Below are 19,345 nucleotides of genomic sequence, written 5' to 3' on the forward strand. Positions count from 1 at the left end.
GTTCTGTAAATCAGAACGGTATTTTTATCGAAAAGAGGAAGGGTTACGAATTGGTGACGGAAGTCTTACATTCTGTTGCACCCTTATACAATAAATCCAAGAACTCACGACAAAGATAGTTAAAATATTCTACATAAGCAAATTAACGAATAGAAAAGCATTAAGTACTATTTAAGCATATCCAACTTGGATATGCTTTTTTGTGCTACGAGCGGGTTGATTATTTAGACGTATTTCTGGGAGATCAGAGGGCTGTACCCGTGGTTCTCGATGCCGAAGGCATCCATTTTCGCCGAATAGCTTACCGATACGGGAACCTGAAAGAAATGCTCGCAGAAGCCTTCGTAAATATCGGTCGGTATCCATCGCTCGCCGAGGTTGAAATCCAGTTCCTCGAACTCGATGCGTTTGGGTGCGGCCTCACGAAGCAGCGCGAGCGAGTGGCGGCTGGCATCGTCGTCGGGATTCTCCTTGAGGTAATTTTCGATTCATTCGGCTTTGGCGACGACATTCCCTGCCGCGAGCCGTTCGCGGATTTCAAACCCCTTGACCATCGGATTGTAGAAAATGCGATCGCCCAGCTCGTCGATCAGCTCTTGCCGGGAACGCGATGCGAGCGACTCCATATAGGGAAACTCCACCCGTCCGAACTTGTTGAGCGAGGCGGCCAGCGCTTCGGCCGCCGTATCGACGTGTTTGATCTCGTTAGGGTCGAACGATACGGGGCGTCGGAGGATGTCGGAGAGCTGTTTTCGGCCTTCGACGAAACGTTCGAGCCCCAGCACCTCCCGCCCGCCGGGATCGTTCAGGATGAAGGCGGCATTCTCCTTCTTGTTCAGATCGCCCAACAGAGCCGTGAAGTTCTCGTAACATCCGTTGAGTTTGCGCCGCAGGCCCTTGTATTCGATCTCGTTCTGCATTTCGAGCCGGTAGAGCAGCTGGTAGGTATCCCGTAGCGGAATATAGCGTTCGGCCCGGTATCGGGACAAGGTTCCCAGCTCTTCGGGATGGAACGTGCAGCCCTGTCGTGTCAGGCCGCCCAGACGCCCGACCTGCCCTTCGAACAGAACCAACGACCGCTCTTTGTAGTGCGGAAGCATCGTGCCGGTAAAGGGCCGCGGATCTTTATTCTCCGAAGCCGGCGCAGTGATTGCTGCCGGGGCATCCGCTGCCTCCGCCGGTTGTGCGAACAGATTCCCCTGCGTGAAGAGATCGGATATGCCGGTCGTATCCGTATTGCGCCCGGCTCGCCGCCGCTGTCCCAGCGGACGGCGGGCGATCGGAACGGCGGCAGCGCTGCCGAAAAGCGATGCGGCCGGAGTCGGTGCAACGGATGCCGGCTCCGGTGGCGGCACGGATTGCGGAGCCGCGACCCGATTTTGCCTCCGGGCGGTCGGCGGCACGGTTTGCGCCTGCGGGATATGGAGCGGACGGAGATATTGTGTATATCGTTCGGTGTCGAGGCGGGCTGCGAAATCATTTGCGAGGATTCCGCGCAGCCGCTCGGCGATCCGTTCCGGGCCTCCGTCGTAGTGCAGTACGAGAGCGGATTGTCCATAGAGACCTTTTTCATGCGAAACCGTCGTATGGATCGCGTGCTTGAAATCCCGGTGGTAGTCGTTCAGGTAAATTCCGTTGCCGATCTCGGACGAACTGACGAAGCGTTGCTCGTCGGGGGTAAGCTCCCGCTTTTCGCTCCATTTCTGAAGGACGATGAGATCGCTGGCCACTTCCGTGCCGGCATACTCCGTAAAGAGGTTGTTCGGCAGCCGCACGGCCGAAACCAGCTGCGCATGCTCCATCAGATAGCGGCGGACGGGTTCGTTGCCGGGAGCGTCCATGACGCCCGCCGAGGTGACGAACGCCAGAATACCGCCTTCGCGGAGCGTATCCAGACCCCTGATGAAGAAATAGTTGTGAACGGCCTTGAGCGCTTGCCGTCGAACCGGGTCGTCGCTCTTCCGAAAGGCAGTGTCGAAAATCCGGGTATCTCCGAAGGGAATATTGGACGTTACTACGTCGAAATAATCGTCATAGGTCGCTTCGATGGTTTGGAAACCGTCGATGACGACCTGCTCTCGTTCCCGGGCCTGTGCGGAGAGCACTTGTCCGGTCAGCAGGTCTTTCTCGAGAGAGAGGATTTCGACTTCGCCGTCGGCGGCCTTCCGGAACGACGAAGGGAAAATCCCGGCCCCGGCACTGGGGTCGAGCAATCGCCGGGGAACGATGCCGGCATCCCGGAGCGTCTCGGCGAGTGCACGCACGATGGCCGGCGGTGTGTAGAATGCCGTCAACGTAGAATTGCGCATGCTCTGCACGAAGTCTTTATACCGCTGTTCGCTGCCGGCAGAATGGCGCAGCAGTTCGTGCAGTTCCCTCACCTGCGGGAAGAGTTCCCGGTCTATCTTTCATTGCGCGAGATCGTCGTCCGCAGCGGCCGGTTGCAAGACACATTTCAACGCTCCGAAGCCACTATACGCAATCAAGGCTTCACGCTGCTGCGGAGTAAGTACCGTCGATGGAGCGAAAGCGATGCGCAGGGCGGCGATGTTCGCCTCCAGATGTTTCCTTTTATTGTATGCCATGCAGTTCGATGTGGGTTTGGATAAGTCCGGTGAGTTCTAAAAGGAGATTTTTATAGGACGGGCTGCTCTCGAAGTCGTCGGTCAGGTCGTACATCTCGAATGCCTCTTCGCAGACGGGAAGCAGTTTCAGGCAGAAAGCGGTGCGCTGCCGGGCTGCGACCTCCGGGAACCATTCCGACACGACCTCGAAGATCGCATCGTATTTCGAAAAACGCAGGTCTTGGTACAGAACGGCGTTCGAGAGTTCCAGAGCCTCGTAGACGCTGTTGCCGTTACGAACGGCACGTTCATAGGTCTGGGCCGCATGGTCGCTCCGCTCGGCGATGAAGTGTTTGTCGGAGAGCAGTTCGGGATGGCTTTCGCGCAAATAAGCGGTAAGAGTTGTCGCGAAGTACGGCAACTCTTTCTCTTCTACGTGTCGTTTCATAATGGCTAACCGATTTTCATGCCTTTGGGTTGTGCGCCGGGAAGCGACGGAAGACGCCGGCGGACGCGCTGGCGCGGACGCGGGTTCTCCTCGCCCAGACGCGAACGGTAATTGCGGGCGTTGTTGCCGAACAGGGGCCGGCCCGTGTCGCTGTAACGAAGGTCGGTGCTGATCGTCTTGCCGCCGACTTTCATGCCGGGGATGAAGACGACCTCGTGGTTGGCCAGTTTCGCCTGAATGTCTGCACTTACCTTGACTCCGAAAACCGTATCGTGGATGCGCAGATGCGGATTATTGTCGTTGCGGAACACCACGTCTCCGCGGTTGGCGTCCACGCGGGCATGGCCCGAGATGACCCGGCCGTCCTTGAGGTGGATGTCTTCGACGAAGATCTCCTTGCCGGAGCGCAGCGCCTCGATGTCGTTGCCGATCTCTTTGCCGTAGATTCGGGTGGGGAGCGTCAGCGCATCGACCGGAAGCGTCGTCAGACGGTTCGTCGCCTCATGGACGCTGACATAACACTCGCACTCGCGGCCCGAGGTAAAATCTTTCATTTTTTTGGTGGAACCCAGATGTCCGTCGGTTTCGAGGCGCTCGATCTCCTTGTCCGTGAAGAGCTCCTTATACGGCGATATTTTGTACTGTGGCTCGTCCAGACGTGTAAAGATACGGAGTTGGACATTGCCCGCATCGTCGCGGATCGGCGAAATCGTGCCGAGTCCCAGATCGACCCAGCGGCCGTCCATCTTATGTTTGAGCGGCACCAGTTTGTTGGGAATACGTCCCTTGAGGATGTCGCCCATGCTTTGATTCTCCAGCAGGATCTCCTTGTTCAGGCCTAACGCCTGAATCTGATCCCACGGAAGTTCCCGTTCCTCGAACTTATAACGGTCAGCGAACTTGGCGATACGCCCCTCGTTGTTGAGTTCGTAGTCGGAGACCTCCTTGGCCAGGGAGCCGTTCTGATCCTTGCCTTCGCGGACTTGGATGATGGAGTCGAGGATATGGTCGAGTTTTTCGGTACCGATCCGGAAGAAACTTCAACCCAGGTCGGACGGGCGTCCGTATTGGTTGCGAAGGTTCTCGAAAAAGGTTCCTAAAACCGTTCGGCTGTCGAACGAAAGGGCTTTGCGCCGATCGCCCGGAGCCGTGCTCACGGTGTTGAACTCTCCCGTCTGCTCGTTCATCTCGCTGACCAGACGCAGATCGTTCGTCTTTTTGTCGAGGACGGCCAGCACGTCCTTCGATAGCTTTTCCTGTTCTCTTGCCATAATGCAGATAATTAAATGAGTAGATTGAATGAATGGTGAAAATCCGCCGGCAAGATAAGACCTTTTTCCAGTTCATAATACCAAATGCGCCCCTTCTGGCGGGAAGAGGCGCGGATTGGCAGGAATTAGCTATATCTAAAATGAATGCAAAATATTATTTTCAGCATTAGATTACTCTATGTATAATATATATTTAAGCCTCCTCCGTTAATACCATAAATATTCATTAAATAAAATACCGATAATCATAAGTCGCCCCATTGTATTGATGCAATAAGTTTCCTACTTGTGCTAACGTATTAGAGGTATCAATGGTTGCCGGTAATTTTGTATATAGATTAAATGAATTCCAATTCATCTTTGTAAATCCAATAATTTCAGAGGCAATAGTTGCGAGATCTCCCTTGCCATAATATTTGGTAATTTTTAGAGGAGATGGAATGCACCTACCTCCGGGATAGTAACGACGGTTATCCCGAATTGATGGTACAACACCATGCGTCCATAATAAAGCACTTCTTGATGACAATTTTATGCAGGTTCCGCGCGATACCGGATATGAATCATCAGAAATATTATCGTAATAAACTTTTTGGGCTATAAATTTAACATTGTATTCATAATTGATGGTTATCAAATCAATATTCTTGATACCAGCTTGTGTCAATGCGTGAGTAATACCCTCAATCTCTTCTTTTTTGAATGGTGTCCGTTTATGGATAACAACTCGACGAGGTAATTTATCCATAGATTTGACAAACAATTCGCGTATGGTTATACCAAATTTGAACGCTTCTTCATAGGTTAAATACGGATTCTTTTTCCCATCGAATTGAGGTTGCTCAACTTTTGATAGCTTATACCTTAACCCTTGACCTTTAGCATTGTATATGTGACTACAACCCAAAACGATATCCACTTCCCCTTTACTATTCGTTTTAACGCTATAGCCTATACCTGCGTATGCCGTATCAGGATCAAGACTGGCTAATGCCCAAGGGATACGCATTGCCTTGACAAATAAAGCTAACGATAACCACCAACAGATCTCGCACACCATTGGGTCACTCAAAGTCTTTTCTTCTATGATTTGAGTCGTAAAACTGTGTTGAGCAGCATAAGCCTTTATATAATTGTGTAAATCAAACGATTCACCATCATGCTTGAATTGTTTGTGAATACTCCAAGATGCAGGTATGTAAATTACAACTACAATTCCTGGATATTTATCTGCTAAACTACCAGCTTGGCGACATATTGATTGTGCAAGGTTTATCGTATCTTTTGGTGTATCTTCTGTTTTTATCCATTTATCCGTATCGCTATCCGGTATTTCCAGTAATGTTTTATATATACTGTGAAATCCTGTATAAGGCTGAATGTAATCCGAATTATCGTTCGCCTGTATGGTTGTGTTTAAGCGTTGTAAAAAAGAGTTGAATCTATCGGTGTGAGTATGAGGGCAGATCACACCCAGTCTAACATTTTGAGGCAAAACATCTTTTTGCCAAGAATCATAAGGCTTATGATTAGACAATCCTCTCATAGGATTTGAATCTAAAAAAGGTCTATCTGCAAATGTGTTTACAAACTCCAATTCAGGCTCTTTGAGTTGAAGACCTCGATAGATCGTTCTTCTATTATCATACGATCTTGAAAAATATCCTCGTTCGGTGTTGTCTTGATATTGTATTTCGGAAAATCCGCTATTGTTGCTTATTTGGAACTTAAATCCACTGCCAGAATTTTGAGGGAACTCAAAAATAAGACGCGCATTGCCAAATACGATATTTTCCCATTGAATAAGTTTATTGCTATATGCCTGGTTCCACATTTTATCCAGATACATCCGCGCATATTCTTGTTTTTTCTCTTTCGAAACCGCGCGCGAGTTTTCTATGTATATAGTAGGTCGCATAGAAAGCAAAGCATATTTTTGTTGTGGTACAAAAACGAGTGAACATTCTATTGCTTCATGGATCAATGTGCCATTATCATTTCTAAAAATGGCAGGAAGCCAGAGGGTATTATGTCTAATATCGACATTGAGACCTCGAATTGTCGCAATACTTTGAAGCGTTGCTCTTAAAAATAGTTCTCTATAACTGCTATTTTGCTCTATATCGTCTATTGAAATAGGAATCCGTTCAATATCGCCTTTTAGTCTGGAACCAAATATATTGTTAATGGCAGATCCTGTGGACAAAGCATATACTTTTTGCTTATATGGAACAGCCATAATATTTTGGTCTTTAATTGTCTCTCTTAAAAAAGCCCAAGGTTTTTCCCCTTCTTTATATTCAATCTCAAATTGGAATAGTTCTTTGGGGAAAATTATAGGATAAAGGTTGCTTTTTAGGTATTTATTAGTTCTCGTTATATGTATTGAAAAGGGAGATATATCATTCTCTTCAGGGATGCTTTCCATTATGGACTTGATTTCTGCCTGTTTCTCAACATCAGAACTAAAGCAATTTGATACAAGAGATAACATCGTTTTATCAAAACCATCGGTATCAATATAAAATGCCTCTCTATTTGCATTCCGTGCTGTCTTTAACAAGGTAGAAACATCAGAAGAAATCTCATTACCATAGCCACACCAATATATACGACCAGAACCTTTTTCAGAAAATGCTTCGGTTAATGCAGACATTAAAGATTTATCGCGGCCACTATACCCAATTACTATAAGATTTTTATCATTGAAGTAACGTTTTAATGCTGCTACAAATGTTGGATGCTGACTATCCAATTCCTTAGAGGTGTTCTTTAACGAGCTATATTTATAATCGCCATGTAATGATATGCATAATAGTTCATTAGAACTTTCTGTTCGATATATTCGATCTGCGCAATCTAAATTTATACAGATAGGTGTAATGAACGCATTATGTGCTGCACGTTCGACTAAACCATCAAAATTGGTTGTCCATATAGATTTTACAATACCATATTTGTTTAAGAGGCACAAAAACTTATAACCGATATAAGGTTGTTTCCCTTGCGCTAAATGCTCAAAATATTTTACTCTGTCATCTTCAATCTGCAAGGCCTTTTCTGCATAAAAAGAATATTCATTAGAATCTCCAAGGGGAGGAAATTTGCCTTGACTGTCAAGCCATTTTTGAATTATATTCTTACACGTATCGGATTTTGGATCAATGAATGTTGGAACGGATTTCTGTGAAGAACAAAAAATCTGCTTCTTCCAGTCCCATATACAATCATTGGCAGATGGAATTCCTGATGTAATAGATGCCCCAGCCCCTAATAGAAATGCAAAAGAAGTATCTCTGTTCTGAACAAACGAACGAATGAAAGCATCAAAATCCAAATTAAATTCTTGCGGAATCATAATTCAATTAATAACAGTCTCGCGATTTCACGGAAACAATTTCAATTATGTCAAAGATAGTGAATTGTTTGGCAAATGGTAAAAAAATCGTATTGTGAAATGGCAATTTTACCCAAACTCCATCTATTCGGCTTTCCCTAATAACTTTTCCGCCAATTTTTCGTCCTTCTCTATCCTCTTCATTTCAGTTTCGATGATGTCGAGCGCATCCTGCTTGATGCGGCGGTAATTCTCCTTGATTTTCTCCTGCATGATGTCCCGTTCGTCGGCGTCGAGGAACGACGATATTTCAGGTATGGGTTTGTACTCCGCCATTTCTTTTTTCACAGCCTCGTTGTCCACGACGATCCGGGCATGGAAAATTTTCTGCTCGATCTCCTCTCCGAAGTTGTCGCTCACGGCTCCGACGAATATGCCTTGCGAGAGCGTCGAGATTTTCGACGCAGGAATAAGACTGTCGAGCTGGGTGTTTATTGACGTCGAGGTATCGCTGCGGTTGATGCTTACGGATTGTCGTTTCTGCACGATCTTTCCGAATCGTTCGGAGAGCGTCCGGGCCGTTTCTCCTACGACCTGTCCGCTGAAGATATTGCCCACGGTATTCTGAATCACGGCGGCTTCCTTGTCTCCGTAGTCGCGCTTTAGCTGGCTGAAATCCTGAAAACCCAGACATACGGCGACCTTGTTGGAACGCGCCGTTGCGATCAGGTTATCCAGCCCCCGGAAATAGATCGTCGGCAGCTCGTCGATCACCACGCAGCTTTTGAGTTGCTTCTTGCGGTTTATCAGTTTGACGATGCGCGAATTATACAATCCGAGCGCTGCACCGTATATGTTCTGCCTGTCGGGATTGTTTCCCACGCAAAGAATCTTCGGTTCCTTGGGGTTGTTGATGTCGAGTGTAAAATCGTCTCCCGACATGACCCAGTAGAGCTGCGGTGAGATCATGCGCGAGAGGGGAATCTTCGCCGAGGCGATCTGCCCCATCAGCTGCTCTGCGGCTCCGCCTTTCCATGCATCCACGAAGGGCGAAAGATAGTTCTCTAACTCCTCGTGAGCCATCAATACGGTGAACAGATCTTCGTAGGGTTTGTTCAGCAGCTCGATGGCATGGGGAAAGGTACAGTATTTTCCTCCGTCGTAAATCTTCAGGAACCAGATGATCGCCGCGAGCAGCACGATCGGCGATTCGACGAAGAAATCTCCCTGCTTCTGTATCCACGAACGGTTGAGATTAAGCATGATGACATAGCTGGCCTCGTATGCGTCGGTGATGTCGGACATGAGATTCGGCGCGAGCGGATTGCATCGGTGCGAACGGCGCGGGTCGTCGAAATTTATGACATAGAATTTCGGCGGCGTCGCTCCGTAAGCCTTGAGATTCTTGCGCAAATGGTTGTAAGCGATAACCGACAGGTCGTCGAACTTGAAGTCGTAGACGTAGAGCGCATATCCCTTTTCGATGGCCTGCTTGATGTAATTGTTGATGAGGGCATAGGATTTTCCCGAGCCGGGCGTTCCTAAAACGATACTCGCCCGGAAAGGATTCACGACGTTGATCCATCCGCTGTGCCTGCGTTTCCGGAAGACGAACTCGGTCGGGAAGTTGAACGAATCGTCGTTTTTCAGCAGGCGTGTCTCCTGCATGAAACTCTCGTTTTCGGCATTGAACGGATCATCCGTCATACGGTTTTTCAGCAGACGGCTGCTCCATAGCCCGGCCGCCAGCATTCCGAGGAATCCCGCCAGCAGCGTCGCCGTATAAAGCGCCGCCCGCAGGGTCGTAGCGACATTCATTCCGAGCAGCCAGCCGTTGCCATAGAATAGCAGTATGCCGATGCCGCCTGCCGCGGTGATATGCTTCCACGATATTTTCTCGTCCTTCACGCCACGGTTTCCCATGCACGACAATGCGAGAAATACCGTGCAGAAGAGCTTGGTGCAGAGCGGCGATGAGAACAAGGCAGCCGTCCGCTGGAAATTTTGCAGGATGCGGTCTACGACAGGGAGCGTTCATCCCGCCTGCGCAAACCACTCGTAACAAAACCAGTAGATGTGAATGGCGAGAAACAGAAAACTGATCGCCCGCATGAAATCCGCGACTTTGGCCAAGCCGCGCAGATCGTCTTCTTCTTGCATGATCGTAATGTATCGAGGTTGTTAAATTCTTTTCCGGATTTTCCGCCGCCGCTTCTTCCTGCGGGGGAAGAGCCGGTATTCGGGAGCTGTTTCCCACTCCTTCTCAGGCGTATATTCCATGAGTTCGCCCATTACGTCGGGCATCGAAACGTAGTGGGTTTCGATATATTCCTCGAACTCTTCGACCGAAGATAGTCCCGGCTGGGGCGGTTCGAGGGGCAGCAACGGCCGTAACTCTTCCTGTATGGGTGTGGACGACTCTTGCTCCCGACCGTTGAACCACGCCTCGAAAGCGTCGGCCGCATACTCCTTTCCGAGCCGGGAGCCGTTGAACACCTGATGTGTCGTGCGGTCGATGAAGGTGACTCCGTAAATCCGCCCGGCATCGTTCTCCCGGAAAACTGCGTCGATACCGTTTTCCCGAAGTTCGGCTGTGAACTCCTTGCGGTTGCGGCTTCCGCTCCGGGCACGGTCGATTTCGCGGCATGTGCGGTCGAGCGTTTCGGGATGTTGCCGAAGCCGTTGTTTCGAGGCGTCGAATTTTTCTTCCAGCGCCTTCCATCCGAAGAAATCGCCCAGCCGGGACGCTTTGACCGCCGCTCCCGTGCGCTGCCCGTCGTCATCGAGCACGTGGTAAACGAGCCCCCGATACGGTCTGCCTCGTACGTCGCCTCGGATCTCTTCGGCTGCGACGCCATAGCGTTCGAGCAGCGTATTGAACTCCGCGAAGGACTGGAATCCGTACTGCTGTTTGAGCGTCATCACGACGTTGCGCAGCTGATGCTTCAGATCGCTCCGATGGTAATCGACCCGGCGCAATTCTTCCGGTTCTGTTTGCACGCCGCCGTCTTCGGGCACATGCAGGCCGTACTCGTGTTCCAACGCCCTGCAAACCGCCATGGCGCGCCGCAGTTCGTTGTTGTGGTCGATCTTCCGGCCCTGCTCGTCCACCCTCACCGAGACGACGTGCATGTGTCGCCGTGCGATGTCTTCGTGCAGAAAGACGACGTAGGGCTGGCGGCCATATCCCATACGTTCCATGAACTCGGCGGCAAGTCGCGTGAGCTGCGCTTCCGAAAGCCGGTCTTCGGGCGAGGGGTTGAGCGAGAAATGCACGACCGGTTTTCGGACACGGGGATTGAACGCCGTGTAGTACCCGAAGGCTTCCGCACACTCCTCGATACTGAATCTGCCGTCGCTGCGTTCGGGTATTCCCTGCATGTATAATACCCGGCCTTCGCCGGCTTCGACCTTGATGCGGTTATACTGGAGTACGCCGTATACATTGGCCCCGGAGTTTACTTTCGGCACCATTGCAGTAACTCCTTCGTAAGTTCGATGACCGCCTTCACGAGTTGTTCCAGCCGTTGTGTTTCGAGCGTCAGACGGTAGAGATAGGCCAACGCTTTCTTATCACCGAAGGTCGTGTGTATGGCTTTGACGCACTGGTTGTAGTTCACCCCGACAGCCCGGAACTGGGCGTAAAATCCCGTCAGCCGGACATAGAAATCGTAGGTGTTCTTGTCTCGGACGACGACCGTAAAGGGTCATCCAAAGATGCGGTGGCAGATGAAATCGGCTTTATTCTTCATTCCGGAGTGTTCGTACATGCGCAGGAAACGCTCGTTTTGCTCGCTTGTCAGGCGAACGTAATAGCGGTGTATGCGCGGGTCGTCGAGGGCTTTGCGGCCCGCAGCGGAGGTCGGTTTATCGGCAGCATCCATAGAGCATCGGTGTTTTGAGGTTACGACTCGGGAGTAGCCGTCCGCCGCGCCGCAGGTCGCGGCGGCACTTTCGGCGGCTCGGAATATTCCGAGCCGCTGAAGGTACCCCTTGCTATATGCGGGCGCATATAGAAATCCGGCCAGGGGCCGGATGAAGGTGCGCGCCTTCGGCGTCGCAGCGGGATTACTCCTTTCGGAGGCAAAGGTAGAGCGTTTTATTTTATGTTGTATCAGATATATACCTGCCAACGGACGCCGATACGCGCCTTTGGGCGCCACCCGTTTTCGGAGCCGTCGAACGAGGGCGTTTTCTCATTTTCTTTGTGCGCGGATCACTACTTACGAATCTACCTGCCCGCGTAGCCTCTTACTCCCGTACATCCGTCATTGCGCGGCTATGCGGATACGGATGTAGATGTCTGCATAGATGCCGAAGTTTGTATGTGACAGCTTACATCCGTATCTGCCGACAAAAGTATGTGAATCCGCAAAGGCGTATGAATCGCCGAAGATACGTGAATACGCAAGTACGTATCCGCGTATCGGAACGAGTTAAATATTAATCGCTTAATTATTTTCGTATGGAACAGAACCCTTTGTGCATCGCTTTCGCCTCCCAGAAAGGGGGCGTCGGCAAATCGACCCTCACGGTGCTGGCCGCCTCGTGGCTGCACTACCTGCACGGCATCCGCGTCGCAGTGGTGGACTGCGACTACCCGCAGCACTCCATCCTCAAACTCTCGAACCGCGACAAGGCCGTCGTGCAATCTTCGGCGATCTACGGCAGACTCCTCGTTTCGCTCGCCGAGAACAAAGGGGTGAAACCTTATCGTATTCTCTGCTGCAAACCTTCCGAGGCGATGTCGGAATGGCGGAAATGGGCCGCCGTCGCCGAAGAACGATACGATGTCGTGCTGTTCGACCTTCCGGGAACGGTGGGCAACGAAGGCGTCCTCTCTACGATCGTCGAGTTGGACTACCTCTTCATCCCGATGAAAGCCGACCGCATTGTACTGGAAAGCACGCTCAATTTTGCCTCTGTTCTCAACGACCGTCTGATCAAGACGGGACGGGCGCATCTTCGGGAGCTGTTCCTGTTCTGGAACTTGGTGGATCGCCGCGAGCGGACGCCGCTCTATGAACAGTACGAGAAAGTCCTCGATCAGTTGGGGCTGCGGCATCTGCGCACGCATATTCCCGTGCGGAGCAACTTCAACAAGGATATTCAGGAAGCGGGCGGCCCGGTGTACCGGTGTACGCTGCTGCCGCCCGACCGGGCTTTCGTCGCCGAGTGCGGTTTCGACCGCCTGATGACGGAGATCTGCGCCGTTCTGAAACTTCCGTGCCATGAGTAGGAAGGTACCTGTCCGGCAGGGACTCGACGAAGAATACCTGCGCAGCCTGATGGCCGGCCCCGAACCGGCTGCCTCGGCGTCAGATGCCATAGCCCCGGAGCCGACGGAAGCGTCTGCTTCGGAGCCGCGCGTCAGGCGTTCGGATGCGGAAGACTATGCGTCGCGGTTTCTGAAGAATACTCCTTCCGAGGCCCGGCAATGCGTTTACATCGACCGGCGGCTGCACCGCAAGATCACGACTCTCGTGGGCGTTGCGGGCAACCGGCGATTTACGGTCGGGAACTTCATCGACAACGTATTGGAACAGCACTTCGAGCGGCACCGAACGGAGATACGGTCGCTCTGCTCCAAAGGACTCAATAAAATCCTGTAAGAATGACACCCGTTATGAAAATCACGGAGGCTCTGGTCGTGCTGTTCCTTGTGCTGTTCTGCTACCTGTTTCTGGATAAGTTCCTCTTCCGGGGCGAGTTGGGCGAGATTTGCTTCGGGGCGATGCGCCGGGCGCTGGCGCGTTGGCATCGGCGGCAAGCCGATCGTCTCGACCCGCCGCGCCGCCGCAGGCGTCGGACGGCAGCCGTTACCCCTAAAGACGATGCGCTGGTCGTCACCCGGGACTACGGCGCCGGTCAGCGGACGCCAGCACGCGCCGCGTCACGCCACTCCCGGCGCAAGGGGAACAATTCAGACAAAAGCGACCATACATTTGTACCGGCAAGCGACGGCGATAAGGAACATCGCGCCGTGCAAGCGACCGTTCAGGGGTGGATACATAAGGAACCTACGGCGCTCACCGCGGAGGAAGAGAACACCCTGACGCGCGAAGCTGCGACCGAAGAGGTGATGGACATAGGATGCGAAACGACGGCCCCGCCTGCCGGGACGCAGAGTTTCTCTCCGCAGCAGTTGGATTGCATCCTCGCCTTGTGCAAGGGGCAGGCCGTGCCTGAAGAGCAGCGGCAAACCCTGGCCGGAGTGCTGCGTGACATCCGTCATACGGAAGTGCAGCGTACACTCATGGACGCCATCTCCGGCGCCAGCCCGATCATCGCCCGTTATCTGGACGATGCCGAGAAGGAAGCGGCGCAGCGTATGGCTGCCGCTCCGAAATAGATTGTTCAACTTAAAAAATGCGAAGCTATGAAAGCTCCCGGATACTACGATTCAGGCTGACGGCAGGATGAGCAGCACGCATGAATCACGGGCCCAGCGCCCGGAGAGAAAATCTGAAGTCGAATTAAAAAACACAATCATCCATGAAAAGAAAACTCATTTTCAGTTCGGCATGAATCGCCGTATGACTGCTCGCCACGGTGCAACACGCCGCAGCGCAGCAAGGCAACGGCATGGCCGGCATTCAGGAGGCTACGCAGATGGTCACGTCGTATTTCGACCCGGCGACCAAGCTGATCTACGCCATCGGCGCCGTCATCGGTCTGATCGGTGGTGTCCGGGTCTATCAGAAGTTCAGTTCGGGCGATCCGGATACGTCGAAAACCGCTGCGAGCTGGTTCGGAGCCTGTATCTTCCTGATCGTCGCCGCCACGATTCTGCGTTCGTTTTTCCTTTAGACGATGGTCGAATATCCGATCAATAAAGGCGTGGGCCGCCAGGTGGAGTTCAAGGGGCTGCGGGCGCAGTACCTCTTCCTCTTCGCCGGCGGCCTGCTCGCCGTTTTCATTCTCGTAGTCGTACTTTATATGGGCGGGGTCGATCAGGTGGCATGCCTTGTCGCGGGCGTGGGGCTGGGCGGCGCACTCGTGGCGCTGACCTTCCGTCTGAACCGCAAGTACGGGGCTTACGGACTGATGAAGCTCCTCGCCGCACGGCGGCATCCGCGACGTATCGTCTCCCGAAAAAGTGTGGCAAGAATTCTAAACCGACATTAAGACCATGAATAACACCCTGAAAACCGAAACCCTCGAACGGAAATTTCCGATCTGAAAGGTCGAACACGATTGTATCCTCTCTAAAGACGCCAACATCACGGTGGCGTTCGAGGTTACGCTTCCGGAGCTATTCACCGTCTCCTCGCAGGAATATGAAGCGCTGCACGGCGTATGGCTCAAAGCGGTGAAGGTGCTTCCGGACTATACCGTGGTGCACAAGCAGGATATTTTCGTTCAGGAACAGTATCGTCCTGACATCGGGAAAGACGATTTGAGTTTCTTGAGCCGGTCGTTCGAGCGGCATTTCAACGAACGACCTTTTCTGCATCATACCTGCTACCTGTTCATTACGAAGACAACCCGTGCGCAAAGCCGCCGTCAGAGCGATTGCAGTGTGCTGTGCCGGGGTACGCTCGTCCCGAAAGAGTTGCAGGACAAAGATACGACGACGCGCTTTCTGGAAGCTGTGGAGCAGTTCGCCAGCATCGTCCGCGAGAGCGGTCATATCCGGCTGCGGCGTCTCGGAGCGGACGAGATTGCCGGGACTCCCGAATCTTCGGGAATCCTCGAACGTTATCTCACGCTGTCACCGTCCGGGAAGACCCCGTTGCAGGACATGCGTCTCGATCCCGACCGGATGTGGATCGGCGACAAGGCGTTGTGTCTGCATACGCTTTCCGATCTGGACGACCTCCCCGGCAGTGTTCGTACGGATGACCGCTACGAACGCCTCTCGACGGAGCGTTCCGATTGTCGGCTTTCATTCGCCGCTCCCGTAGGATTGCTGCTCTCATGCAATCACATCTACAATCAATATCTGTTTTTGGATAACAGCGACGAGAACCTCAGGCAGTTCGAACGTACGGCCCGCAACATGCAGTCGCTCGCGCAGTACAGCCGTTCGAACCAGATCAACAAGGAATGGATCGACGATTACCTCAATGAGGCGCACTCTTTCTCTCTGACCTCGATACGCGCCCATTTCAATGTCATGGCATGGGGCGAAGGGAGCGAAGAGCTGAAGCAGATCCGTAACGATGTCGGGGCGCAGCTGGCGCTTATGGGGTGCACGCCGCGTCATAATACTGTGGATGTTCCGACGCTTTTCTGGGCGGCGATCCCCGGCAACGAAGGGGATTTTCCCGCCGAAGAAAGTTTCTATACGTTTCCCGAACAGGCGTTGTGCTTCTTCACGGAGGAGACATGCTATCAGGACTCCCCGTCGCCTTTCGGGATCAAGACGGTCGATCGTCTGACCGGGAAACCCGTGTTTCTGGATATTTCGGATCTGCCGATGAAGCGCGGCATTACGACGAACCGCAACAAATTCATCTTAGGGCCTTCGGGCAGCGGCAAGAGCTTCTTCACGAACCACATGGTCCGGCAATACTACGAACAGGGCACGCACGTGCTGATCGTCGATACGGGCAATTCGTATCAGGGGTTGTGCCGGTTGATTCACAGCCGTACGCACGGCGAGGACGGCGTCTACCTGACCTACCGGGAAGACGAACCTATCGCGTTCAATCCGTTTTATACCGACGACAATATCTTCGACATCGAAAAGCGCGAGTCCATCAAGACTCTTCTTCTCACATTGTGGAAACGCGAGGACGAAGCCCCGAGCCGTGCTGAAGAAGTGGCGCTCTCGAATGCCGTAAACCTCTACCTGAACCGTCTCCGGGATGACCGGCGTGTCGTACCCTCTTTCAATACCTTCTATGAGTTCATGCGGGACGAATACCCGAAAGTCTTGGAGCAGAAACACGTTCGGGAAAAAGATTTCGACCTGTTGAACCTGCTGAACGTTCTGGAACCCTTTTACAAAGGCGGGGAATACGATTACCTGCTCAACAGCGACAAACAGTTGGACCTGCTGTCAAAGCGTTTTATCGTTTTCGAGATGGACAATATCGCCGACAACAAGGTGCTCTATCCAGTCATCACGCTGATTATCATGGAGAGTTTCATCTCCAAGATGCGTCGTCTGAAAGGCGTCCGTAAGATGTTGTTGCTGGAAGAGGCTTGGCGGGCAATTTCCAAAGCCGGTATGGGAACTTTCGTGAAATACCTTTACAAAACGGTCCGTAAGTATTTCGGGGAAGTCGTCTGCGTCACACAGGAGGTGGACGATATCATCTCCTCACCGATCGTCAAAGAGTCCATCATCAACAATGCCGACTGCAAAATCCTCCTCGACCAACGCAAATATGTCAACAAATTCGACCAGATACAGGCGTTGCTGGGACTTACGGATAAGGAGCGTGCGCAGATTCTCTCCATCAACCTTTCGAGCGATTCCAAACGTCGCTATAAGGAGGTGTGGATCGGATTGGGCGGCGTGCAGTCCGCAGTCTACGCCACGGAAGTTTCGGCCGAGGAGTATTATTGCTTTACGACAGAAGAGACCGAGAAATTGGAACTCCAGCATCTCACGGAGAAGCTCGGCGGCAATATCGGGCTGGCCATACGCCAGTTAGCCGAGCGAAAACGCAATGAAGATCATTAACCTAAAAACCGAAAATCATGTTCATATCCAAAAAAGAACTCGCCGCGCGAGACGAACGGCTGCGCCAGGCGCAGGAAGAGATCGAGTCGCTGAAACAGACCATCCGGGAGTTGCAATCCGAGGTTGCCGACGACCGTATCTGCGGCTGCTGAAAGAACGAATACGGAGAGCGGATCACGATCCGCAAAACGGCTCCGGGATATGCCGCGACGCTTTTCTGCGGCGAACGTCCCGTAAGGGATATGGTCATTCTCAAACGCGATGACAGTCTGTGGCTCCATGTCTTGTACAGGCAAACCGGCGGATGCGTCGTTCATCACACGACCAACGATATTCTGCATATCGGATGTTTCGGGCTTTTCATCCGCGACGACCGGCCGCAGCGTATAGGGACGGAAGTAATCCTTCAGGCTCCGGTGCGATGGGACGGCGAATAGGCTTCGGCCTGCTGGCAGCGATGCTGCTGGCAGGCCATCCGCTTCGGGCGCAGTGGGTCGTGAGCGACCCCTCGAATCTGGCGCAGGGCATCGTGAATTCCACCAGGCAGGTCGTCGAAGCGTCCCGGAACGGAAGTACGCTGCTTCAGAGTTTTCAGCAGACGGTAAAGATTTACGAGCAGTCGAAGAAATATTACGATGCGCTGCGGTCGGTGCATAACCTCGTCAAAAGCGCCCGTCGCGCGCAGCAGACGATGCTGCTCGTGGGCGACATCTCCGACATATACGTCTCGAACTTCCGGTCGATGCTTAACGATACGAATTATTCGGCCGAGGAACTCACGGCAATGGCCGCAGGCTATACGAAGCTGCTGTCGGCGAGTGCCGACCTGCTGAACGACCTGAAGCAGATCATCACTCCGTCAGGGCTTTCGATGACCGACAAGGAGCGGCTGGATATTATCGACAGGATCTACTACGAGATGCTCGAATACCGCAATCTTACGGAATACTATACGCGCAAGAATATCTCCGTGTCGTTCCTGCGCAGCCGTCAGCGCGGGGATTCGGAGCGTGTACGGGCCTTGTACGGCGGTCATAACGACAGATATTGGTAACCTATGACGATGCCGTTAGCCGTAGAGTGGACGAACCTGCATCAGATTCTCCGCTCGTTGTACGCCGATATGTTGCCGTTGTGCAGCGATATGATGGGCATTGCCAAAGGACTCGCCGGATTGGGCGCCTTGTTTTTCATCGCATACCGGGTCTGGAAATCCCTTGCCGCCGCGGAGCCGATCGAGGTATTCCCGCTGCTGCGGCCCTTTGTGCTGGGGCTGTGCATCATGGCCTTCCCGACCCTCGTATTGGGGCCTTTGAACGGTCTGCTGTCACCTATCAGCAATGCCACATCGCATTTGGTCGATCGACAGGCGTTCGATCTGGAGAAATACCAGACACAGAAGGATGAATTGCAGCGTCAGGCGATGCTCCGCGATCCGGAGAAAGCCTATCTTATCAGTAACGAAGAGTTCGACAAACGGCTTGACGAATTGGGCTGGAAGCCCAAAGACCTTATGACGATTGCCGGGATGTATGCCGAACGAGCCGGGTATCAATTCGGTCAGAAAGTCCGTGAGGCATTCCGGGCGTTTCTGGAAACGCTCTTCCAGGCGGCATCGCTGACCATCGACACCGTGCGGACGTTTTTCCTGATCGTCCTGGCGTTACTGGGGCCCGTGGCCTTCGCCTTCTCCGTGTACGACGGCTTTCACAATACGCTGGCGTCTTGGCTGGCACGCTATATCTGCATCTATTTGTGGCTGCCCGTCAGCGACCTGTTCGGTGCGATCCTTTCGCGCATCCAGATTCTAATGCTCCAGCAGGACATCAAACGACTGCAAGACCCGACGTTCATACCCGACGGAAGCAATACGGTCTATTGCATTTTTATGATTATCGGAATCATCGGATATTTCTGCGTGCCGACCGTTGCGTCGTGGATCATTCAGGCCGGAGGCGCCGGAAGTTACGGCGATAAAGTCGCAGGCGCAGGACGTGCCGTGGCGATGGGCGCTGCCGGAGTCGCCGGAGCGGCGGTCGGAAATGTCGGAGGCCGTATAAAAGGGGCTTTGAAGAAACGATAAAACGT

15 protein-coding genes and 3 pseudogenes are annotated in these 19,345 nt (G+C 52.5%); 8 read left to right on the forward strand and 10 right to left on the reverse strand.

Annotated features, from left to right (window positions below; translation table 11 throughout):
* Positions 1 to 488: 488 nt before the first annotated feature.
* The 9 genes and pseudogenes from WMO46_RS12980 to mobA all read right to left on the reverse strand — a co-directional run bounded on the left by WMO46_RS12980 (position 489) and on the right by mobA (position 11,504).
* Positions 489 to 2,381 carry an N-6 DNA methylase gene (locus tag WMO46_RS12980; protein ID WP_349094483.1) on the reverse strand — a complete coding sequence of 631 codons (1,893 nt, stop codon included), beginning with the start codon at positions 2,379 to 2,381 and terminating at the stop codon, positions 489 to 491.
* Positions 2,382 to 2,408: 27 nt separating this feature from the next.
* Positions 2,409 to 2,585, reverse strand: coding sequence for a hypothetical protein (locus tag WMO46_RS12985; protein WP_019150823.1), 177 nt, complete (start codon positions 2,583 to 2,585; stop codon positions 2,409 to 2,411).
* On the reverse strand, positions 2,572 to 3,012 hold the full coding sequence (locus tag WMO46_RS12990; protein WP_026076541.1) for a DUF1896 family protein: 441 nt from the start codon (positions 3,010 to 3,012) through the stop codon (positions 2,572 to 2,574). Before WMO46_RS12990 ends, WMO46_RS12985 begins: the two co-directional genes overlap by 14 nt.
* Positions 3,013 to 3,017: 5 nt before the next feature.
* On the reverse strand, positions 3,018 to 4,040 hold the full coding sequence (locus WMO46_RS12995) for a DUF4099 domain-containing protein (protein WP_349094500.1): 1,023 nt from the start codon (positions 4,038 to 4,040) through the stop codon (positions 3,018 to 3,020).
* A gap of 12 nt (positions 4,041 to 4,052) precedes the next feature.
* Complete coding sequence (locus WMO46_RS13000; protein WP_019150820.1) at positions 4,053 to 4,283, reverse strand: hypothetical protein; 231 nt, start codon at positions 4,281 to 4,283, stop codon at positions 4,053 to 4,055.
* A gap of 226 nt (positions 4,284 to 4,509) precedes the next feature.
* On the reverse strand, positions 4,510 to 7,641 hold the full coding sequence (locus WMO46_RS13005; protein ID WP_227901103.1) for an SIR2 family protein: 3,132 nt from the start codon (positions 7,639 to 7,641) through the stop codon (positions 4,510 to 4,512).
* Positions 7,642 to 7,764: 123 nt separating this feature from the next.
* Positions 7,765 to 9,780 (reverse strand): annotated as a pseudogene (gene mobC / locus WMO46_RS13010) (conjugal transfer protein MobC).
* 21 nt (positions 9,781 to 9,801) lie between these two features.
* Complete coding sequence (gene mobB, locus WMO46_RS13015) at positions 9,802 to 11,094, reverse strand: conjugal transfer protein MobB (protein ID WP_019150817.1); 1,293 nt, start codon at positions 11,092 to 11,094, stop codon at positions 9,802 to 9,804.
* Positions 11,079 to 11,504 (reverse strand): annotated as a pseudogene (mobA, locus tag WMO46_RS13020) (conjugal transfer protein MobA). Before mobA ends, mobB begins: the two are co-directional and overlap by 16 nt.
* Before the next feature lie 581 nt (positions 11,505 to 12,085).
* On the opposite strand from mobA, the gene WMO46_RS13025 reads away from it, so the two are divergent.
* The 6 genes and pseudogenes from WMO46_RS13025 to WMO46_RS13050 all read left to right on the forward strand — a co-directional run bounded on the left by WMO46_RS13025 (position 12,086) and on the right by WMO46_RS13050 (position 17,257).
* Complete coding sequence (locus WMO46_RS13025) at positions 12,086 to 12,859, forward strand: ParA family protein (protein ID WP_346989213.1); 774 nt, start codon at positions 12,086 to 12,088, stop codon at positions 12,857 to 12,859.
* Complete coding sequence (locus WMO46_RS13030) at positions 12,852 to 13,232, forward strand: DUF3408 domain-containing protein (protein ID WP_349094484.1); 381 nt, start codon at positions 12,852 to 12,854, stop codon at positions 13,230 to 13,232. Before WMO46_RS13025 ends, WMO46_RS13030 begins: the two co-directional genes overlap by 8 nt.
* Before the next feature lie 2 nt (positions 13,233 to 13,234).
* Complete coding sequence (locus WMO46_RS13035) at positions 13,235 to 13,972, forward strand: hypothetical protein (protein WP_019150813.1); 738 nt, start codon at positions 13,235 to 13,237, stop codon at positions 13,970 to 13,972.
* A 200-nt stretch (positions 13,973 to 14,172) separates the two neighbouring features.
* Positions 14,173 to 14,430, forward strand: a complete 258-nt coding sequence (locus WMO46_RS13040; protein ID WP_019150812.1) for a DUF4134 domain-containing protein — start codon at positions 14,173 to 14,175, stop codon at positions 14,428 to 14,430.
* A 3-nt stretch (positions 14,431 to 14,433) separates the two neighbouring features.
* Entirely contained in the window at positions 14,434 to 14,748 is a 315-nt protein-coding gene (locus WMO46_RS13045) for a DUF4133 domain-containing protein (protein ID WP_019150811.1), read from the forward strand.
* A 4-nt stretch (positions 14,749 to 14,752) separates the two neighbouring features.
* Positions 14,753 to 17,257 (forward strand): annotated as a pseudogene (locus WMO46_RS13050) (TraG family conjugative transposon ATPase).
* Here WMO46_RS13050 and WMO46_RS13055 read toward each other — a convergent pair.
* Positions 17,254 to 17,598, reverse strand: coding sequence for a hypothetical protein (locus WMO46_RS13055; protein ID WP_173390131.1), 345 nt, complete (start codon positions 17,596 to 17,598; stop codon positions 17,254 to 17,256). The pseudogene WMO46_RS13050 and the gene WMO46_RS13055 overlap by 4 nt on opposite strands.
* Before the next feature lie 80 nt (positions 17,599 to 17,678).
* Between WMO46_RS13055 and WMO46_RS13060 the strand changes: the two genes are divergently transcribed.
* Positions 17,679 to 18,311: a DUF4141 domain-containing protein gene (locus WMO46_RS13060; protein ID WP_044118630.1), complete on the forward strand. Its 633-nt coding sequence runs from the start codon at positions 17,679 to 17,681 to the stop codon at positions 18,309 to 18,311.
* Positions 18,312 to 18,320: 9 nt separating this feature from the next.
* Complete coding sequence (gene traJ / locus WMO46_RS13065) at positions 18,321 to 19,340, forward strand: conjugative transposon protein TraJ (protein WP_349094485.1); 1,020 nt, start codon at positions 18,321 to 18,323, stop codon at positions 19,338 to 19,340.
* The last annotated feature ends 5 nt before the right edge of the window (positions 19,341 to 19,345 follow it).

The sequence above is a fragment of the Alistipes intestinihominis genome, assembly GCF_040095975.1.
Taxonomy (GTDB): Bacteria; Bacteroidota; Bacteroidia; order Bacteroidales; family Rikenellaceae; genus Alistipes; species Alistipes senegalensis.